Origin of the sequence: Mitsuaria sp. RG (assembly GCF_028369275.1) — a bacterium.
GTDB lineage: Bacteria > Pseudomonadota > Gammaproteobacteria > Pseudomonadales > Pseudomonadaceae > Aquipseudomonas > Aquipseudomonas peradeniyensis.
In genome coordinates this window covers 34,639-50,810 of record NZ_JAQMYQ010000013.1, presented here as the reverse complement: position 1 = coordinate 50,810, position 16,172 = coordinate 34,639, and the positions used below count along the sequence as shown (strand labels likewise).

At 66.5% G+C, this 16,172-nt stretch carries 15 protein-coding genes; 12 read left to right on the top strand and 3 right to left on the bottom strand.

What is annotated here, in order from left to right; all coding sequences use genetic code 11:
• Window positions 1-83 precede the first annotated feature (83 nt).
• The 6 genes from POF53_RS10025 (at window position 84) to POF53_RS10000 (ending at window position 7,346) form a co-directional block, all read left to right on the top strand.
• On the top strand, window positions 84-596 hold the full coding sequence (locus tag POF53_RS10025) for a flavin reductase family protein (protein WP_498967510.1): 513 nt from the start codon (window positions 84-86) through the stop codon (window positions 594-596).
• A gap of 296 nt (window positions 597-892) precedes the next feature.
• On the top strand, window positions 893-2,239 hold the full coding sequence (locus POF53_RS10020; protein WP_254465022.1) for a hypothetical protein: 1,347 nt from the start codon (window positions 893-895) through the stop codon (window positions 2,237-2,239).
• A 26-nt stretch (window positions 2,240-2,265) separates the two neighbouring features.
• The gene (locus POF53_RS10015; protein WP_254465023.1) at window positions 2,266-4,500 is read left to right on the top strand and encodes an Ig-like domain-containing protein; all 2,235 of its coding nucleotides are present in this window, start codon (window positions 2,266-2,268) and stop codon (window positions 4,498-4,500) included.
• Between the two features lie 13 nt (window positions 4,501-4,513).
• On the top strand, window positions 4,514-4,984 hold the full coding sequence (locus tag POF53_RS10010) for a hypothetical protein (RefSeq protein WP_498967507.1): 471 nt from the start codon (window positions 4,514-4,516) through the stop codon (window positions 4,982-4,984).
• Between the two features lie 30 nt (window positions 4,985-5,014).
• Window positions 5,015-6,460: a curlin gene (locus POF53_RS10005; protein WP_232856490.1), complete on the top strand. Its 1,446-nt coding sequence runs from the start codon at window positions 5,015-5,017 to the stop codon at window positions 6,458-6,460.
• Between the two features lie 169 nt (window positions 6,461-6,629).
• On the top strand, window positions 6,630-7,346 hold the full coding sequence (locus tag POF53_RS10000) for a DUF899 domain-containing protein (protein WP_498967572.1): 717 nt from the start codon (window positions 6,630-6,632) through the stop codon (window positions 7,344-7,346).
• Between the two features lie 36 nt (window positions 7,347-7,382).
• Here POF53_RS10000 and POF53_RS09995 read toward each other — a convergent pair whose 3' ends face one another.
• The gene (locus POF53_RS09995; RefSeq protein ID WP_203647059.1) at window positions 7,383-8,264 is read right to left on the bottom strand and encodes a LysR substrate-binding domain-containing protein; all 882 of its coding nucleotides are present in this window, start codon (window positions 8,262-8,264) and stop codon (window positions 7,383-7,385) included.
• Between the two features lie 158 nt (window positions 8,265-8,422).
• On the opposite strand from POF53_RS09995, the gene POF53_RS09990 reads away from it, so the two are divergent.
• Window positions 8,423-9,067, top strand: coding sequence for an ankyrin repeat domain-containing protein (locus POF53_RS09990; protein ID WP_498967504.1), 645 nt, complete (start codon window positions 8,423-8,425; stop codon window positions 9,065-9,067).
• A 48-nt stretch (window positions 9,068-9,115) separates the two neighbouring features.
• On the opposite strand, the gene POF53_RS09985 is transcribed toward POF53_RS09990, so the two are convergent.
• Window positions 9,116-9,688, bottom strand: a complete 573-nt coding sequence (locus tag POF53_RS09985) for a LuxR C-terminal-related transcriptional regulator (protein WP_203647054.1) — start codon at window positions 9,686-9,688, stop codon at window positions 9,116-9,118.
• A gap of 141 nt (window positions 9,689-9,829) precedes the next feature.
• On the opposite strand from POF53_RS09985, the gene POF53_RS09980 reads away from it, so the two are divergent.
• The 5 genes from POF53_RS09980 to POF53_RS09960 all read left to right on the top strand — a co-directional run bounded on the left by POF53_RS09980 (window position 9,830) and on the right by POF53_RS09960 (window position 15,680).
• A complete protein-coding gene (locus POF53_RS09980) occupies window positions 9,830-11,008 on the top strand; it encodes an acetyl-CoA acetyltransferase (RefSeq protein ID WP_203647052.1) in 1,179 nt (392 codons plus the stop codon).
• Window positions 11,009-11,010: 2 nt separating this feature from the next.
• A complete protein-coding gene (locus tag POF53_RS09975; protein WP_498967502.1) occupies window positions 11,011-12,552 on the top strand; it encodes a class I adenylate-forming enzyme family protein in 1,542 nt (513 codons plus the stop codon).
• 229 nt (window positions 12,553-12,781) lie between these two features.
• Window positions 12,782-14,116: an MFS transporter gene (locus POF53_RS09970; RefSeq protein ID WP_203647050.1), complete on the top strand. Its 1,335-nt coding sequence runs from the start codon at window positions 12,782-12,784 to the stop codon at window positions 14,114-14,116.
• A gap of 288 nt (window positions 14,117-14,404) precedes the next feature.
• Window positions 14,405-14,701: a DUF3144 domain-containing protein gene (locus tag POF53_RS09965; protein ID WP_110737748.1), complete on the top strand. Its 297-nt coding sequence runs from the start codon at window positions 14,405-14,407 to the stop codon at window positions 14,699-14,701.
• A 157-nt stretch (window positions 14,702-14,858) separates the two neighbouring features.
• Window positions 14,859-15,680: a MipA/OmpV family protein gene (locus tag POF53_RS09960; protein ID WP_498967499.1), complete on the top strand. Its 822-nt coding sequence runs from the start codon at window positions 14,859-14,861 to the stop codon at window positions 15,678-15,680.
• Window position 15,681: 1 nt separating this feature from the next.
• On the opposite strand, the gene POF53_RS09955 is transcribed toward POF53_RS09960, so the two are convergent.
• Complete coding sequence (locus POF53_RS09955; RefSeq protein ID WP_498967497.1) at window positions 15,682-16,146, bottom strand: VOC family protein; 465 nt, start codon at window positions 16,144-16,146, stop codon at window positions 15,682-15,684.
• Window positions 16,147-16,172: the final 26 nt, after the last annotated feature.

Genomic DNA, 16,172 nt, shown 5'->3' with positions numbered 1-16,172 from the left:
CGGGCTTGCCCCGCGATAGCGCTCGACCAGACAAGCCCGCGCCCGCAAACCGACCCAGCCCGATAACAATGACGGAGCCTTGCATGTCCACTCCCTTCGATAGCCGCGCCTTCCGCCGCGCCCTGGGCAACTTCGCCACCGGCGTCACCGTGATCACCGCCGCCGACGCCTCCGGGCGCAAGGTCGGCGTCACCGCCAACAGCTTCAACTCGGTATCCCTCGATCCGCCGCTGGTGCTCTGGAGCATCGACAAACGCTCAGGCAGCCATGCGGTGTTCGAGGCCGCCGGGCACTTCGCCGTGAATGTGTTGGCCGCCGACCAGATCGACCTGTCCAACACCTTTGCCCGCCCCAGCGAAGACCGCTTCGCCGGAATCGAACACGAGACCGGAGAGGGTGGGGCGCCCTTGCTGCCAGGCTGCGCGGCGCGTTTTCGCTGCGAGAAGTTCCAGCAGATCGATGGCGGCGATCACTGGATCCTCCTCGGCCGGGTGCTGGCCTTCGACGACCTGGGCGGCTCGCCGCTGCTCTATCACCAGGGTGCGTATTCCAGGGTCCTGCCGCACACGCTGATGGAACGTCGTACCGAGAGGTAGCGTATTCAAGGCGTTCGCTGCACGCCTTGTAACGCCGGCCAGATCGAGCACCACGCGCACAGCGCTCGATCTGACCGGCGCACAATCCCTTGCGGTGAATACCACGCCACCCTGGCCCCATTCCCCAATGCTGGGTCCACCCGCCCATCTGCAACACTTCGCCGGATACCGGTCAGGCACGCTGGAACCCTTGCTCCAGAGCCATTTCTCAAGGCCATGGGAAACCTGGCACAACAGTTGCCGATGCCTCTGCAGACGCCCCAACCCATGGGCCCGTTTGCAGGAGGAAGCAACTCATGCACCGACCGACTCCCCACCCGCTGGCCGTGGCGATCTTTGCCGGCCTGCTCCAGCTACCGGCCCAGGCTGCGCTGTATGCGGTCGACAGCGGCCCCTATACCCTGCCCACCGGCAAGTTCCCCGCCTGGTACCAGGACAGCCATGGCCGAGTGCTCGACCTGTGCCTGTCCAAGGCGGTGAGCTCACGGGTCGCCGGTGCCCCCGGCGCGCCGTCGTACATGTGCACGCTGCTGCCCACCCCCGGCGTGTTCGACGATACCCAACCGATCGTCTTCCCCAGCAACTTCCCCGACGAGGCCTTCTGGTTTACCGCCGACGCCGCCATTGTCGATGCCGCCCGCGGCATCGACCTGAGCTTCGGCTCGGCCATCGAGGCCGCCTTCAGCGCCGAGGAGCCGGTGGATGGCGACCAGGTCAGCTTCGCTCGGGTGCGCATCCGCGTCGATGTGCCGGTGGCCGGCACCTACACCATCACCCATCCCTACGGCGTCGACGTGTTCGACGTGCCGGCGGGCGGGCGCCGGGCGATCAACATGACCCGCGACATCGGCATCGGCTCTCCCGGCGACTACAGCGGCGCGCTCAAAGGCGACGTCGGGCCGTTCCTGCGCAGTGTCAACGGCCCCTATACCGAAACCAACCCCGGCACCGGCGCCAGCGAAAGCTACATTGGTGACCCGAACCTGGAAGAGCCGGTCACCGGCAGCCCGTTCAACACCAACTTCGTGCGCATCGAGGGCCCCAACGGCATCGACCTGCGCACCGAGCTGTTCGCCATCTCCGGCAAGCTGTCCACGGTCAACCGGCCGACGCCGCTGATCCCCCAGCGCAGCACCTACTCGCGGCATACCGTCAACGGTGACCTGCGGGCCCAGCAGGATGTGTTCGTCATGGCGCCGCCGGCGCCGGCCACGGTCACCCTGACCAGCCAGACACCGACCCTCTCCCTGGGCGAGGCCAACGGCACTGGCGCCTGGTACGGCCAGTCGGCGCTCAACCCGACCCTGCCGCTGACCCTGCAGGTAACCGCCGACAACAGCCTGGCCATCACCACCAGCACGCCGACCAGCGCCGCCATGCCGCTGACCGACCTGGTGACCATCAGCCGCGCCGAATACAGCCTGGCCAGCGGCCAGCTGACCCTGGTCGCCAGCAGCAGCGACGAGACCAGTCCGCCCGCACTCACCGCCCGCACCGGCAACGGTGCGCTGATCGGCAACCTGAGCGGCAACGGCGCGGTCAAGTCCCTGACCACCGGGCTGTCACCCATCCCGCCAGCGCAGGTGCAAGTCACCAGCAGCCACGGCGGCAGCGACAACGAAGACGTGGTGCTGGTGCCATGAACAGACACCGCCTTCAAGGAGGCCGCATGAATACTTGGTCGCGTCGGGCGCTGTGCGCCGCCGGTTTCACCCTTACCGTCAGCAGCGCGGCCTGGGCCGCGCTGAGCGAGGTCGATCCCGGCCCCTACACCTTCGCCACCGGGGGCTACCCGATGTGGTACAAGGACGCCAACAACCTTGCCCTGGAGCTGTGCCAGTCACGCGCCACCAGCTCGCGGGCACCGGGTGCGCCGGGCGCCCCGGCCTACATGTGCACGCTGCTGCCCGAGCCCGGGGTCTACGACGACGCCCTGCCGCTGGTGTTCCCGGACAACTGGCCGCCGGAGATGTTCTGGTTCCTGGCCGAGACCGAGATCCCGCAGGTGGGCAACAGCGGCTACGAGCTGGAAGTCTATGTCGCCGGCCTCGAGGCGGCCTTCGCCGCCGAGAACCCGGTCAACGGCGACCAGCAGAGCTTTGCCCGCATCCGCATCCGCGCCTCGGTGCCGCGCACTGGCACCTACACCATCACCCACCCGTTCGGGGTCGAGACGGTCAACGTGACCACCGCCGGCCGACGGGCGATCAACATCACCCGCGACATCGGCATCGGCGCGCCGGGCAACTTCAGCGGCGCCCTGAACGGCAACCTCGGCCCGTTCCTGCGCGGCGTCGGCGGCCCGTACACCGAGGTCAACCCGGACACCGGCGCCACCGAGACCTTCGTCGGCGACCCGAACATCACCGAGGCGGTGACCGGCAGCCCGAACAACACCAACTTCGTGCGCATCCAGGGCCCGGCGGGTACCATCCAGACCAACGTCTTCACCGTCTCCGGCAAGGTCCTCGACCAGCGCCAGCAGACCCCGGTGACGCTGCAGCGCGCCACCTACCAGCGCAACGCCGCCGGCACCCGCGTCGAGGTCTTCGCCAAGGCGCCGAACAGCGCCAGCCTGTGCCTGCGCAACGGCCTGGCGCTGATCGGCTCGCCGCCGTCGCCATGCCAGTTCAGCATGCTCGCCGACAACAACGGGCTGTTCTTCAGTCAGCAACTGAGCCAGGCCGTGCCACCGTCGGTGGTGGTGGTCACCGCCAGCAGCCCGGCCGGCACCACGCGGCCGACGGCGCTGTCGAGCAAGCTCAGCGATGTGGTCAAGGTCGCCACCGCACGCTACGACTGGAGCGCCAAGCGCCTGCTGGTCGAGGCTCGCTCCAGCGATGAAGTGGTGGTGCCCGACCTGCTGGTTCAGGGCTTCGGGCGCATGTCCAAGTCCGGCGTGCAGCAGAGCCTGACGGTCAACGACCTGGCCCAGCCGCCCGCCAGCATCACCGTCAAGTCTGCCCACGGCGGTATCGACGTGGAGCCGGTGGTGGTGGTCGGCAATGCCCCGGTGCCCACCGAGAACCAGGCCCCCGCGGCCCAGGCCGACAGCGCCAGCACCAGTGTCGGGGTGCCGATCACCCTCAACCTGCTGGCCAACGACAGCGACCCGGACGGCAACGTGCCACTGAGCATCACCGACCTCACCCAGCCGGGTACCGGCCTGGGTGGCGTGGTACTCAACGGCACCACCGCGGTGACCTACACCCCGCCGGCCGGCGCCACCGCGCCCGTGGTGGCGACCTTCAGCTACCGCGCCCAGGACGCCAAGGGCCTGAAGTCGACCCCGGCTACGGTGACCGTCAACGTCGCGCCGAACCGTCCACCGAGCGCGGTGGCCGACAGCGTCGCCACCCTCGGCGTGCCACTGACCATCAACGCCCTGGCCAACGACACCGACCCGGAAGGCAACCTGCCGCTGACCATCGCCAGCGTCACCCAGCCGACCCCGGCCGGACGCGGCACGGTCAGCACCGACGGCAACGTGATCACCTACACGCCACCGGCCACGGTGAGCGCGGCGTTCACCACCAGCTTCAGCTACGTCGCCCGTGACTCGATCGGCGCCACCTCGACGCCCGGCACGGTCACCGTGCAGGTGTCGCCACGGCCGGCCCAGGAAACCTTCGCGGTCACCGCGGCGACGGTCACGGCGCGCTCGAACAACCGCTTCAACTGGGATATCAGCGGCACATCCTCGGTGACCACCGGCAACACCATCACCGTGCGCGTGACCACCACCACCGGCGTGCAGACCCTCGGTACCACCACCGTGCCGGTCACCGGCCGCTGGCGCCTGACGGTGAGCAACAGCACGACCTTGGTGCCCACCGCCGCGCCGACCGCCACGGTGACCAGCAGCCAGGGCACCACGCGCACGGTCAACGTGGTGGTGCAGTAAACGGAGGGATGCCATGAACGCCCTGTACCCACTGCTGCTGAGCCTGGCCCTGACCGGCCAGGCCCTGGCCGACGACCTGATGGACAACGCCGACCTCGCCGTCGGCAGCGACCTCGGCGAGCCGCTGGTGCTGCGCCTGCTGCCGACCGCTGCCGGCCAGGTTGCGGTGATCGAGCAGCTGGGCACGGGCAACCGCGCCGCCCTCGACCAGAACGGCCAGGCCCTGCTGGGCCGGATCGTCCAGGCCGGGAGCGCGCAGGAGGCGTACATCCTGCAGGAAGGCAGCGACCTGACGGCCGCGATCAGCCAGCAGGGCCAGGGCAACAACGCCACGATCCGCCAGAACGGCAGCGACAACAGCGCCGCCATCGAGCAGATCGGTAACCACAACAACGCCACCATCGACCAGCGCGGCACGGGGCTGAACAGCACCGTGACCCAGGCCGGCAACGGCCAGCAGGTCCATGTCAGCCAATACCGCTAGGCCCACCACGACAGATCTGGAGGCAACACCATGCACAAGCTCGCCCCCCTGAGCGCTGCCATCGTCCTGGCCCTTGCCGGCCAGGCCATGGCCGACGACAGCATCTCGACCCAGTCCCAGCAGGGCAACCAGAACATCGCCGAGGTCAAGCAGAGCCAGGCGCCGTTCGCCTCGGCCACGCAGAACCAGACCGGCCACGACCATAACCACATGGCGCTGCAGGACAACAGCACCAGCCATATCCAGCAGAGCGCCACCGGCTCGTTCAACGCCGGTTACGCCGAGCAGTTGTACGAGAACGGCAGCCAGATCACCCAGCAGTCCGGCGGCAGCCTCAACGACGCCTTCGCCAGCCAGTCGGTGGGCGAGAACAACGAGTCCCTGCAGATCCAGCTGGGCAGCGGCAACCGCTCGGTCATCTGGCAGGACACCCAACTGGGCAGCCAGGCCACCACCTTGCAGTCAGGCCATGGCAACGACGCCACGGTCGAGCAGCTGTTCGGCGGCAGCAACAACAAGAGCGTGATCATGCAGGGCGGCACCGGCAACCAGGCGGCCGCCGAGCACATGACTCACCAGGACGGCGATATCGCGATCTACCAGGAGGGCAGGCAGAACTGGGCCTATGGCGACCAGCGCGACGGCCTGGGCGGCACCATCGGCATCGACCAGTACGGCACCGGCAACTCGGTGGAGGTGTGGCAGGACAACCAGGCCGCCAGCCAGGCCAGCGTGTACCAGAATGGCCAGGCCAACGAAGGCTACATCGACCAGAGCTTCGGACAGGGCAACAGCGCAGGCCTCAGCCAGACCGGTCGCGGCAATGCCAGCTGGTCGGACCAGTACGAGACCAGCCAGGCGGTGACCAGTATTTCGCAGGTAGGCAACAACAACCTGCATTTCACCTACCAGACCGGCGACAACCACAGCCTGACCATCAGCACGGCGGGCAATGCCAACAAGATCATGGCCAGCAACTGGAAGGGCGAAAAATCCGGTGGGCAGTTCGGCGTCGGCCAACAGGCGCAGATCAACCAGACCGGGAATGGCAACGGCGTCAACATCACCCAGGAAGGCAACGCCCAGGTCGCGCGGCTGGACCAGAACGGCAACCGCAACCAGATGGAAACCCGCCAGGCCGACAGCAACAATGAGCTGTACTTCGAGCAGAACGGCAGCGACAACCTGCTCATCGCCGACCAGCGCGGCACCGCCAACTACGCCGAAGGCCTGGCCGCCGGCAATGGCGGCAGCATCACCCTCGACCAGTCGGGCAGTGGCAACCAGAGCTACACCTACCAGCTGTACGGCAATGGCAACGAGGCCACCATCAAGCAGACCGACGTGGCCAACCTTGCCTACGTGACCCAGGGTGGCAACGGCAACCAGGCGTTCGTCGACCAGAGTGGCGCAAGCCAGACCGCCACCATTACCCAGTATGGCAATGCCAACTCGGCGACTGTGACCCAGCAGTGACGGGCTCCCCCCTTGGACCGCGGTGTTTGCTCTCCCTGGCGCCGCGGTTCCTTTTTCCCCGCTTTGCGTGACCATCCGTCGGTAACGGCACAAGGCCTGTCGAAACATTCGGTACCTGTTCGACCACCTGGTGAACCCCCAGCGTGGAGTCACACCCATGAGCCATCCCATCCCCAAGCATGCCGTGGTCACGCGCAGCCAGTGGCTTGCCGCCCGCCAGCAGCTCTGGCTGCACGAGAAAGCCTTCACCCATCAACGCGATGAACTCGCCGCCGCCCGCCGCGCCCTGCCCTGGGTGCGGGTGGAACAGGACTATCGATTCCACGGCCCGCACGGCGAGCTGGGCCTGACCGAGCTGTTCGCCGGACGCAGCCAGTTGCTGGTCTATCACTTCATGTTCGCCGAAGGCTGGAACGAAGGCTGTCCGGGCTGTTCGTTCCTCGCCGACCACTTTGACGGCGCCAACCTGCACCTGGCCCACCATGACGTGTCCCTGGTGGCGGTGTCGCGGGCGCCCTATGCCGAGTTCCAGGCGTTCCGCCAGCGCATGGGCTGGCGCTTCCCGTGGTACTCCTCGCATGGCAGCCCCTTCAACCAGGACTTCGGGGTCAGTGTCGCCACCGACGGCAGCGCCCAGTACAACTACGAACCCTATACCGGCAACGAGGCGGAGCTGCCCGGGCTGAGCGCGTTCTACCGGGAGGCCGACGGCAACCTGTACCACACCTATTCCACCTATGCCCGGGGGCTGGACATCCTGGTCAACGCCTACAACTTCCTCGACCTGGCGCCCCTGGGGCGCAACGAGGAAGGGACGATGGACTGGGTGCGGCATCATGATCGCTATGAGGACGCGCAGGACAAACCCCACTGTTGTGGGGACTGAGAGAGTGCCATCGCGGGGCAAGTCGCGATGGCCGTATCAGATCGCCCGCAGCGCCAGCAACTCCGTCAGCACCTCGGCCAGCGCCTTGACCATCACGTCCGCCGTCGGCCGATGCACGATCACGATCTCGTAGCTGTCCACTTCAGGCAGCCCTTGCTCGGCACCCAATACCCGGTGCTCGGCCAGCGCCGCGCGTGGAGGAAGCAGGCTGATGCCCATGCCGTCGGCCACCGCCGCCTGGATCCCGCTGAGGCTGGAGCTGGTGAAGCTGATGCGCCAGCGCCGGCCCATGCCTTCGATCGCATTGATCATGTCGTCGCGGTACAGCCCGCGTGGCGGGAAGGTCACCAGCGGAATCGGATCGAGTTCGAAGGACGGTGTGCGTACGCTGTCGATCCACTGCAACCGCTCCGGCCAGCAGGCCACGCCCTCGCGACTGTTGCGCCGCTGCTTGAGCAGCACCAGGTCGAGCTCGCCGTTGTCGTAGGCCTGGCTGAGGTCGCGGCACAGGCCGCTGGTAACCTCCAGCTTGACCTGCGGATGGCGCCGGCTGAACGCGGACAGCGCGTTGGTGGTGCGTCCGCCGACGAAATCCTCCGGCACCCCCAGGCGCACGGTGACGCCGACCATGGCCCCGGCCAGGGCTTCGAGCATCTGGTCGTTCAAGGCCAGCATGTGGCGGGCATAGCCGAGCAAGGTCTGCCCGGCATCGGTGGGCAGCACGTCGCGGTTGCCGCGCACCAGCAGGCGATGACCGACCATGTCTTCGAGGCGGCGAACCTTCTGGCTGATGGTCGACTGCGTGGAGTGCAGCCGTGCGGCGGCGGTGGTGAAACTGCCGCAGTCGGCCACCACGACGATGGCGCGCAGCAGGTCGAGGTCGAACAGGGCCCTATTCGGCTTTACGCTGGAAGACATCTTGGTATTCAGCTTCTGAATGACAAGCCTGACTTCTACCATGGGAACCGCTACCCGGCAACATGCGCAAATACACTGGGTTGCATCCAGATAATTCACTTCTGCTACAACGATCAGGGCCCTACATTGGAGCTTCGTCGCACAAGGAACCGATGCCCATGCGCCTGCCGTTCGCCGCCTTGCTGTTGAGCCTGAGCCTTACCACCCATGCCGAGACCACGACCATGAACACCGCCTTGCTCGATGCCGCCCAACGGGGTGATGCGCCAGTCGTGCGCCAGTTGCTGGAGCAGGGCGCACCGCCGGACACCCGCGACGAGCAGGGCCAGACCGCACTCTTGGTGGCGACCCACGCCAACCAGGTGGATGTGGCCAAGGTGCTGATCGAGGCCGGGGCCGACGTCAACGCCAAGGACAATATCAACGACAGCCCCTACCTGTATGCCGGCGCCCGCGGGCTGAACGACATCCTGCGCCTGACCCTGGCCCATGGCGCCGACCTGAGGAGTACCAACCGCTACGGCGGCACCGCGCTGATCCCGGCGGCCGAGCGCGGCCATGTCGAGACCGTGCAGCTGCTGATCGATGCCGGCGTCGACGTGAACCATCTCAACCGCCTGCACTGGACCGCGCTGCTCGAGGCGGTGATCCTCGGCGATGGCGGCCCGCGGCATGTGGAGATCGTGCGCCGGCTGCTGGCGGCCGGGGCGGATCCACGGATCGCCGACAAGGATGGCGTGACCGCGCTGGAGCATGCCCGCCAGCGCGGATACCAGGAGATGGTGGCCCTGCTGCAAAGGTAGGGTCCGTTCAGGCAAGCGACCTGTTTGCGGGTTGCTGATGACCCGCAATCAACTGATGAAAATGATCTTCGACACCAACTCCGCGCTGTTCTTCGCCTGCAATTTTTTCATCAGCCGTGCCCGATGCACTTCCACTGTCCGATGCGAGATCCCCAACCGCCGCGCCACCTCCTTGCAGGTCAGCCCATTGACGATATGCAACGAAATCTCCCGCTCGCGTGGCGTCAGTTGCACCGTCGGCGCCGGCTGCCGGTCGAGCCGTTCGAAATGCCAGATCATCAGCTTGAACGGATCCTCCACCGTCAGCGTGAAGCCCTGGGCCCGGGCCCAGAACACCTCGCCATTGCGGTGCTGCATGAAGCGTTCGTCGGAGTAGAAGGCGCCCAGCCCGTTGCGCAGCCAGTGCTCGCTGCGCTCGCCGATGCTCTGGTAATCAGCGTGGGAAGGGTAGAGCAGCAAGGTCAGATGCCCGCGCAGTTCTTCACGGGTATAGCCGAACAGCCGGGAGAAGGCCTCGTTGCAGTCAAGCATGCGCCGGTGGCCGGTGATCAGTTGCGGCGCCGGTGAAACCTGGAACGCCAGGCGTTCGAGGTCCGGGGAGGCGTGGGTGGGTACGGTCATCAGGCTTCCTGCCTTGGTGCTTGTGGTGGTGTCCCGTACGGCTCACTACTTACTCGCGTACGTAGTTGCCCCAACTAGCGTGGGATTCGGGTACTGCCACATTGTATGCAATACCCGCTTCAAGGACAGAAGAAAACCACCATGCTCCACGATTCCATCTCCATCGTCGCCGCCGCGCACAGTCCCTTCGGCCGCCTGGATGGCCTGAACCTCGAGGACCTGATCGTCCAGGTCACCCGCGATGCCCTGCAGGACGCGGCCATCGACGCCGCCGAGATCGACGCGCTGTTCCTCGGCCACTTCAACTCAGGCCTGGTGGCCGACGGCTTCCCGGCCTCGCTGATGCTGCAGGCCGACCCGCAACTGCGCTTCAAGCCCGCCACCCGCTGCGAAAACGCCTGCGCCTCGGGCTCGGCGGCGATCCAGGCCGGGATCAACGCGATCCGCAGCGGCGCCGCCGAGCTGGTGCTGGTGGTCGGCGCGGAGAAAATGACCGGCAACAGCACGGTCGAGGTCACCCGGGCGCTGGCCGGTGCTGGCTACCAGAACGACCTGGCGGAAGCCGGGCTTAGCTTCGCCCAGCTGTTCGGCCAGGTAGCGCAGCAGTACACCGAGCGCTACCACAGCCCGTTGGCGTCGATGGCGGCCATCGCCGTGAAGAACCACGCCAACGCCATGGCCAACCCGCTGGCGCAGATGCACCGGGTGATGGACTTCGAGCACTGCAACCAGGTGTCGCCAAGCAACCCACTGATCGCCGCGCCCCTGCGCCTGACCGACTGCTCGCTGATCAGCGACGGCGCGGCGGCGATCGTCCTGGCCTCGCCCGAGCGCGCCCGCTCGATGCGCCGCCAGGTGGCGATCCGCTCGATGGTCCAGGTCAACGACTTCCTGCCGCTGTCGCGTCGCGACATGCTGGCCTTCGAGGGGCCGCAACGGGCAATCCACGGGGCGTTGCGCGAGGCGGGGGTGACCCTGAACGACCTGAGCTTCGCCGAGGTGCACGACTGCTTTACCATCGCCGAACTGCTGATCTACGAGGCCATGGGCCTGGCGCCAAGGGGCGAGGGGCACCGGGCGCTGGACGATGGCATCGTGCGCCAGGGCGGACGGCTGCCGGTGAACCTGTCCGGCGGGCTCAAGGCCAAGGGCCATCCGGTGGGCGCCACCGGGGTGTCGATGCATGCCCTGGGCTTCGCCCAGTTGACCGGCAAGCCCATCGGCCTGGGCGTGCCCAACGCCGAGTTCGGCCTGCTGTTCAACATGGGCGGCATGGCGGTGGCCAACTATGCCAGCGTGTTGCAAGCGGTCAGGGTCTGAGGATGAACATCGCCCATTGGCTGCAGGATGCAGCCCAGCGCTGGCCCGAGCGTCCGGCGCTGTTCGACGGGGAGCGTCAGGTGGCCGATTACCGGATGTTCGCCGCCCAGGTGCGGGCACGGGCACTGGAACTGCGTGACGTGCATGGCATCGAACCGGGCGACCGGGTGGCGTTGCTGATGAAGAACAGCTGCGTCTACCTGGAACTGCTCTACGCCATCTGGTGGAGCGGGGCGGTGGCGGTGCCGATCAACAGCAAGCTGCACGCCCTGGAAGCGGCCTGGATTGCCGGCAATGCCGGGGCGCGTCTGATCTATACCGACGAGGGCGAGCTCTTCGACAGCGCGACCCTGCCAGTCGGCTGCCGTGAGCTGGCTGCGCCTGTCCTGGCCGCGCCCGGCGCGCTCGACAGCGATCAACTGGCGCAGCCGCACCCGCGTCAGGACAGCGACCTGGCCTGGCTGTTCTACACCTCCGGCACCACGGGGCGTTCCAAGGGCGTGATGCTGTCCCATGGCAACCTGGTCGCCATGTCGCTGTGCTACCCGCTGGACGTCGACCCGGTAACCGCCGTCGATGCCGTGGTCTACGCCGCGCCGATGTCCCATGGCGCCGGGCTGTACAACTTCGTCCACGTGCGCTGCGGCGCCCGGCACGTGGTGCCGCTGTCCCGGGGCTTCCAGGCCGTCGAGCTGTTCGGCCTGGCGCAGACCCTGGGACAGGTCAGCCTGTTCGCCGCGCCGACCATGGTCAAGCGCATGGTCGAGCAGGCCCGCCAACAGGGTTATGACGGCGCGGGCATCAAGACCATCGTCTACGGCGGTGGCCCGATGTACCTGGCGGACCTCAGCGAGGCCCTGGACACCTTCGGCCCGCGCCTGGTGCAGATCTACGGCCAGGGCGAATGCCCGATGACCATCAGCGCGCTGTCGCGTGAGGTCATCGCCGACCGTGAGCACCCCGACTGGCCCGCCATCGCCGCCTCGGTGGGGCGGGCCCAGGCCTGTGTCGAGGTGCGCGTGGTGGACGGCGCGGGCCAGCCGCTGGCGGCCGGCGAACCCGGCGAGATCAGCGTGCGCGGGCCGGTGGTGATGCAGGGTTACTGGAATGATCCGCAGGCCACCCAGGCGACCCTGGTGGACGGCTGGCTGCGCACCGGCGACATCGGCTACCTCGACGAGCGCGGCTACCTGAGCCTGACCGACCGCAGCAAGGATGTAATCATCTCCGGCGGCAGCAACATCTACCCGCGCGAAGTCGAGGAAGTGCTGATCCAGCATCCCGAGGTGTTCGAGGCCTGCGTGGTGGGGGAGGCCGACGCCGAGTGGGGCGAGTCGGTGGTGGCCTTCGTCGTGCCGCGCACACCGGGCAGCCTCGATGCCCAGGTGCTCAACCAATGGTTCCTGGCGCGCATGGCCTCGTTCAAGAAACCGAAGAAGTACCTGTTCTGCGCCGAGCTGCCGAAAAACAGCTACGGCAAGATTCTCAAGACCCAGCTGCGCCAGTGGCTGCAGGACGCCGACGGGGCGTTCGCCAGCCACTGACCCTAATGCCAGTCAGTTAGCGCTTCATCGCACTTATTGGGGCTGCTTTGCAGCCCTTCGCGGGTAAACCCGCTCCCACAGGATCGCGCAAACGCTGAATCGAGCGCTGTACCTGTGGGAGCGGGTTTACCCGCGAAGGGTCGCGCAGCGACCCCAATTGGCTTAACTGACTGGCATTAGCCACTGACCCGCATCTTTCATGGAAAGCACCACGACAGGAGTTCCCGACATGGGCATGTCACCCGGCAACACCCAGCGCCAGCGGCGCCGCGCCTTTATCGGCGCCACCACCGGCCACTTGATCGAGTGGTACGACTACGGCGTCTACGGCTTCCTGGCCTTGTACATCGGCAAGGCCTTCTTCGTTTCCGACGACCCCACCAGCAGCCTGCTGGCGAGCTTCGCGGCCTTCGCCCTGAGCTTCTTCATCCGCCCGCTGGGCGGCTTGTTCTTTGGCCCGCTGGCGGACAAGATCGGCCGTCGCCGCACGCTGATCACGGTGCTGGTGATGATGGCCGGCTCCACCTTCCTGCTCGGTCTGCTGCCGACCTACGCCAGCATCGGCATCGCCGCGCCGGTGATCCTGGTACTGATCCGCTGCGTGCAGGGCTTCTCTGCCGGCGGTGAGATCGGCACCATCACCAGCTTCATTTCCGAATACGCCGGCCCCGGTCGACGCGGCTTCGCCACCTGCTGGCTGATGGTCACCGCAGTGCTCGGCCTGCTGCTGGGCGGCGCCGTGGCCAATGGCATGACCTGGGCGCTGGGCGCCGAACTGATGCAGGACTGGGGCTGGCGCATCCCGTTCCTGATCGCCGGTCCCCTGGGCTTCATCTCGCTGTACATTCGCCTCAAGCTCGAGGACAGTCCCGAGTTCCTCGCCCTGGTGGAAGCCGGGCAGACCTCCAAGGCGCCGCTGCGCGAGGTATGGCAGTGGAAGCGCTCGATCGCCCTGGTGTTCTTCATCATCACCCTGCACAGCTCGATCTTCTACCTGGTGCTGACTTTCGCCTCGACCTACATGTCCAACACGCTGAAGTTCGACAGCGGCACCACCTTGCTCTACGTGTTCGTCGCCAGCCTGTCGGCGGCGCTGGTGATGCCATTGGGCGGCGCCTTCACCGACCGCTATGGGCGCAAGCCGTTCCTGATGGTGATCGGCACCCTGGCGACCCTGGCCATGTACTGGTTCTTCAAGACCGCGCCCGGCGCCACCCCGGCCACCCTGTTCTGGCCGCTGATGGCGGTGGCGATCCTGTTCGGGCTGTACGCTTCGTCGACCTACGCGTTGATGAGCGAACTGCTGCCGACGCGGATCCGCTCCACCGGCATCGCCATGGCCTACAACATCCCGGTGGCGGTGTTCGGCGGCAGCGCGCCGTTGATCTCTACCTGGCTGATCAAGGTGACCGGGGATATCACCGCGCCGTGGTACTTCTACGTGGGCACCGGTGTGGCGTCGCTGGTGGCGCTGGTGGTGCTGCGCAAGGAGGATTTCGTCGCCTGTGGCCACGATGCGCGGCAGTCTGTTGATCCGAGCCCTTTGAACCTGCGCTCGGTTTAAGGCGAAGGGACCTCTGTGGGAGCGGGTTCACCCGCGAAGCAGGCGGCGCGGTGGATGGCACCGGCTCTGCCGGTGATCGCGGCGGTGCGGCGGTCCGATAAACCCGCTCCCACAGGCAGGGATTTCGAGCCTTGTATCCGGGGCAGGACAGCATTCTGTTACAGTCGCCGCCTCAATCTATCGGTCTGGGGATGCAGGCCGCACCCAACTGTGCGCGCCTGATGAGCCGGCTGTTCACTGTTCAGGCCAAGACGGCCTGAGACAAACATCTCCAATAGGTATACCGCCATGGCACAAGCCACCGACCAGGCCTTCTACGACCGCGCTGATGCGCATATCGAGCTGGCCAACCAGCAGATCGAGAAGCTCGAAGACCTCGGCAAGGTCAGCGCTTCGATGACCTTCGCCGCCAGTCGCTTCAACGCCTGGATGACGGCGCGCAGCTTCAAGTCAGCGCAGGAGATGGCCGCGGCGCGGGAGGAGTTGTTGAAGTACTTCTGCGAGCAGTACCGGATGATGCTCGAGGACAACCTCGACGAGCATATCCAGCACTTCGACCGCTATGTGCTGGGCCAGGACAGCTGAGGCCTACCCGGAAAATTCAGCCATCTTCACACGACCTTGACAATCGCTGGAAGGAACATTGACAGACCCTCGCTAGAGTGCGCGCCAGTTGAAATGCGCCGGGCAATCCCGGTGCGTTTCCCGCAGTGTCGAAAACCTTATCCAGCGAGTCATGATCATGTTCGAATCAACGTCCATCAGGAAGATACTGGGCACTTCGCTTGCCCTCAACGCGGCGCTTGCCTGCAGCCAGGCCAGTGCCCAGGAAAAGACTGCGCCGGACATCATCTGGGGCGACGAGACCCAGGTCACCGCAGGCTTCGCCCTGCATGCCGCGCCGCGCTACATGGGCGCGAAGGGCAGCCAGGGCCACCTGTTGCCATCGGTGACCCTCCAGCGCGGCATCTTCTTCGCCGACAGCCTCAAGGGCGTGGGCGTCCAGCACCAGTTCGACAGCGGCTTCAGCGCCAGTCTCTCGCTCGGCTACGACTTCGGCCGTGCCGACGGTGACAGCAAGTACCGCGCTGGCTCGGACGATTTGAAAGGCATGGGGGCGGTAGGGGGAGCGACGGTGGTCAACATCGACCTGGCCCAGCAGGTCCTGCCCTGGCTGGCGGTCACCGCCGGCGCCGAGTTGCGCACCGGTGGCTACAAGCGCGGCAACAGCTACCAGTTCGGCCTGCTGAACACGCTGCACCAGAGCGACGCCGACATGGTCACCCTGGGCCTCAATGCGCATGCGGGGCAGGCCAAGTACAACCAGACCTACTTCGGCGTCACTGCCCAGCAAAGCGACAACACCGATTTCGATCGATTCAAGGCGGACACGGGCATCCATGCCTACTCGGGCGAGCTGTCGTGGATGCACCGGTTCGACCCGCACTGGTCGACCATCGCCAGCGTGAACGTGATGCACTACACCGACCAGGTCCGCCACAGCCCGATCATTCGCCAGGATACGCCGGTCACCTCGACCGTCGGGGTGCAGTACGCATTCTGATTCAGGCTTGCGGGAGGAAGGCATCCTCGATGAAGGCTTCGAGCGCCTGTGCCTCGATGATCTCGATCGAGAAATGCCCGAAACGCTTCGGCAGCCAGATGATGCGGGCACCGGCAGGCGACTGCAGGTGCTCGCGCGCCAGTGGCTTGCCGTTCTCGTCCTCGGGCTGGATGCCGTTGGCCGTCAGTTGGTCATAGGCCTGTTCGATGTCCGGCGTGGAGTAGCAATGGCGGTAGATCATCCCTTCGCCATGGCTGTCGAGCAGGTCCTTGAGGTTGCCCGCCAGCGGCTGCACCAGCATGAAACGCTCCTGGCCGATCCGGGCGATGGCGTAGTGCACATGCAGGCCGCCGCGCTCCCAGACGAGCGTGCGCGAGATCTCGGCGCCCAGCACCTGGGCGTAGTAGGTACAAGCGGCCTGCAGATCGGCGACCAGCACATCCACGTGGCTGAATTTCAGGTCCATCGCATCGCTCGCTCTATCGGCAGGTG

Coding starts and splice junctions, on each gene's coding strand:
- POF53_RS09975 (WP_498967502.1), top strand. CDS start 11,011: ATGAACATCGCCCATTGGCTGCAGGATGCAGCCCAGCGCTGGCCCGAG.
- POF53_RS10015 (WP_254465023.1), top strand. CDS start 2,266: ATGAATACTTGGTCGCGTCGGGCGCTGTGCGCCGCCGGTTTCACCCTT.
- POF53_RS09990 (WP_498967504.1), top strand. CDS start 8,423: ATGCGCCTGCCGTTCGCCGCCTTGCTGTTGAGCCTGAGCCTTACCACC.
- POF53_RS09985 (WP_203647054.1), bottom strand. CDS start 9,688: ATGACCGTACCCACCCACGCCTCCCCGGACCTCGAACGCCTGGCGTTC.
- POF53_RS09960 (WP_498967499.1), top strand. CDS start 14,859: ATGTTCGAATCAACGTCCATCAGGAAGATACTGGGCACTTCGCTTGCC.
- POF53_RS10020 (WP_254465022.1), top strand. CDS start 893: ATGCACCGACCGACTCCCCACCCGCTGGCCGTGGCGATCTTTGCCGGC.
- POF53_RS09955 (WP_498967497.1), bottom strand. CDS start 16,146: ATGGACCTGAAATTCAGCCACGTGGATGTGCTGGTCGCCGATCTGCAG.
- POF53_RS09970 (WP_203647050.1), top strand. CDS start 12,782: ATGGGCATGTCACCCGGCAACACCCAGCGCCAGCGGCGCCGCGCCTTT.
- POF53_RS09980 (WP_203647052.1), top strand. CDS start 9,830: ATGCTCCACGATTCCATCTCCATCGTCGCCGCCGCGCACAGTCCCTTC.
- POF53_RS09965 (WP_110737748.1), top strand. CDS start 14,405: ATGGCACAAGCCACCGACCAGGCCTTCTACGACCGCGCTGATGCGCAT.
- POF53_RS10025 (WP_498967510.1), top strand. CDS start 84: ATGTCCACTCCCTTCGATAGCCGCGCCTTCCGCCGCGCCCTGGGCAAC.
- POF53_RS09995 (WP_203647059.1), bottom strand. CDS start 8,264: ATGTCTTCCAGCGTAAAGCCGAATAGGGCCCTGTTCGACCTCGACCTG.
- POF53_RS10010 (WP_498967507.1), top strand. CDS start 4,514: ATGAACGCCCTGTACCCACTGCTGCTGAGCCTGGCCCTGACCGGCCAG.
- POF53_RS10005 (WP_232856490.1), top strand. CDS start 5,015: ATGCACAAGCTCGCCCCCCTGAGCGCTGCCATCGTCCTGGCCCTTGCC.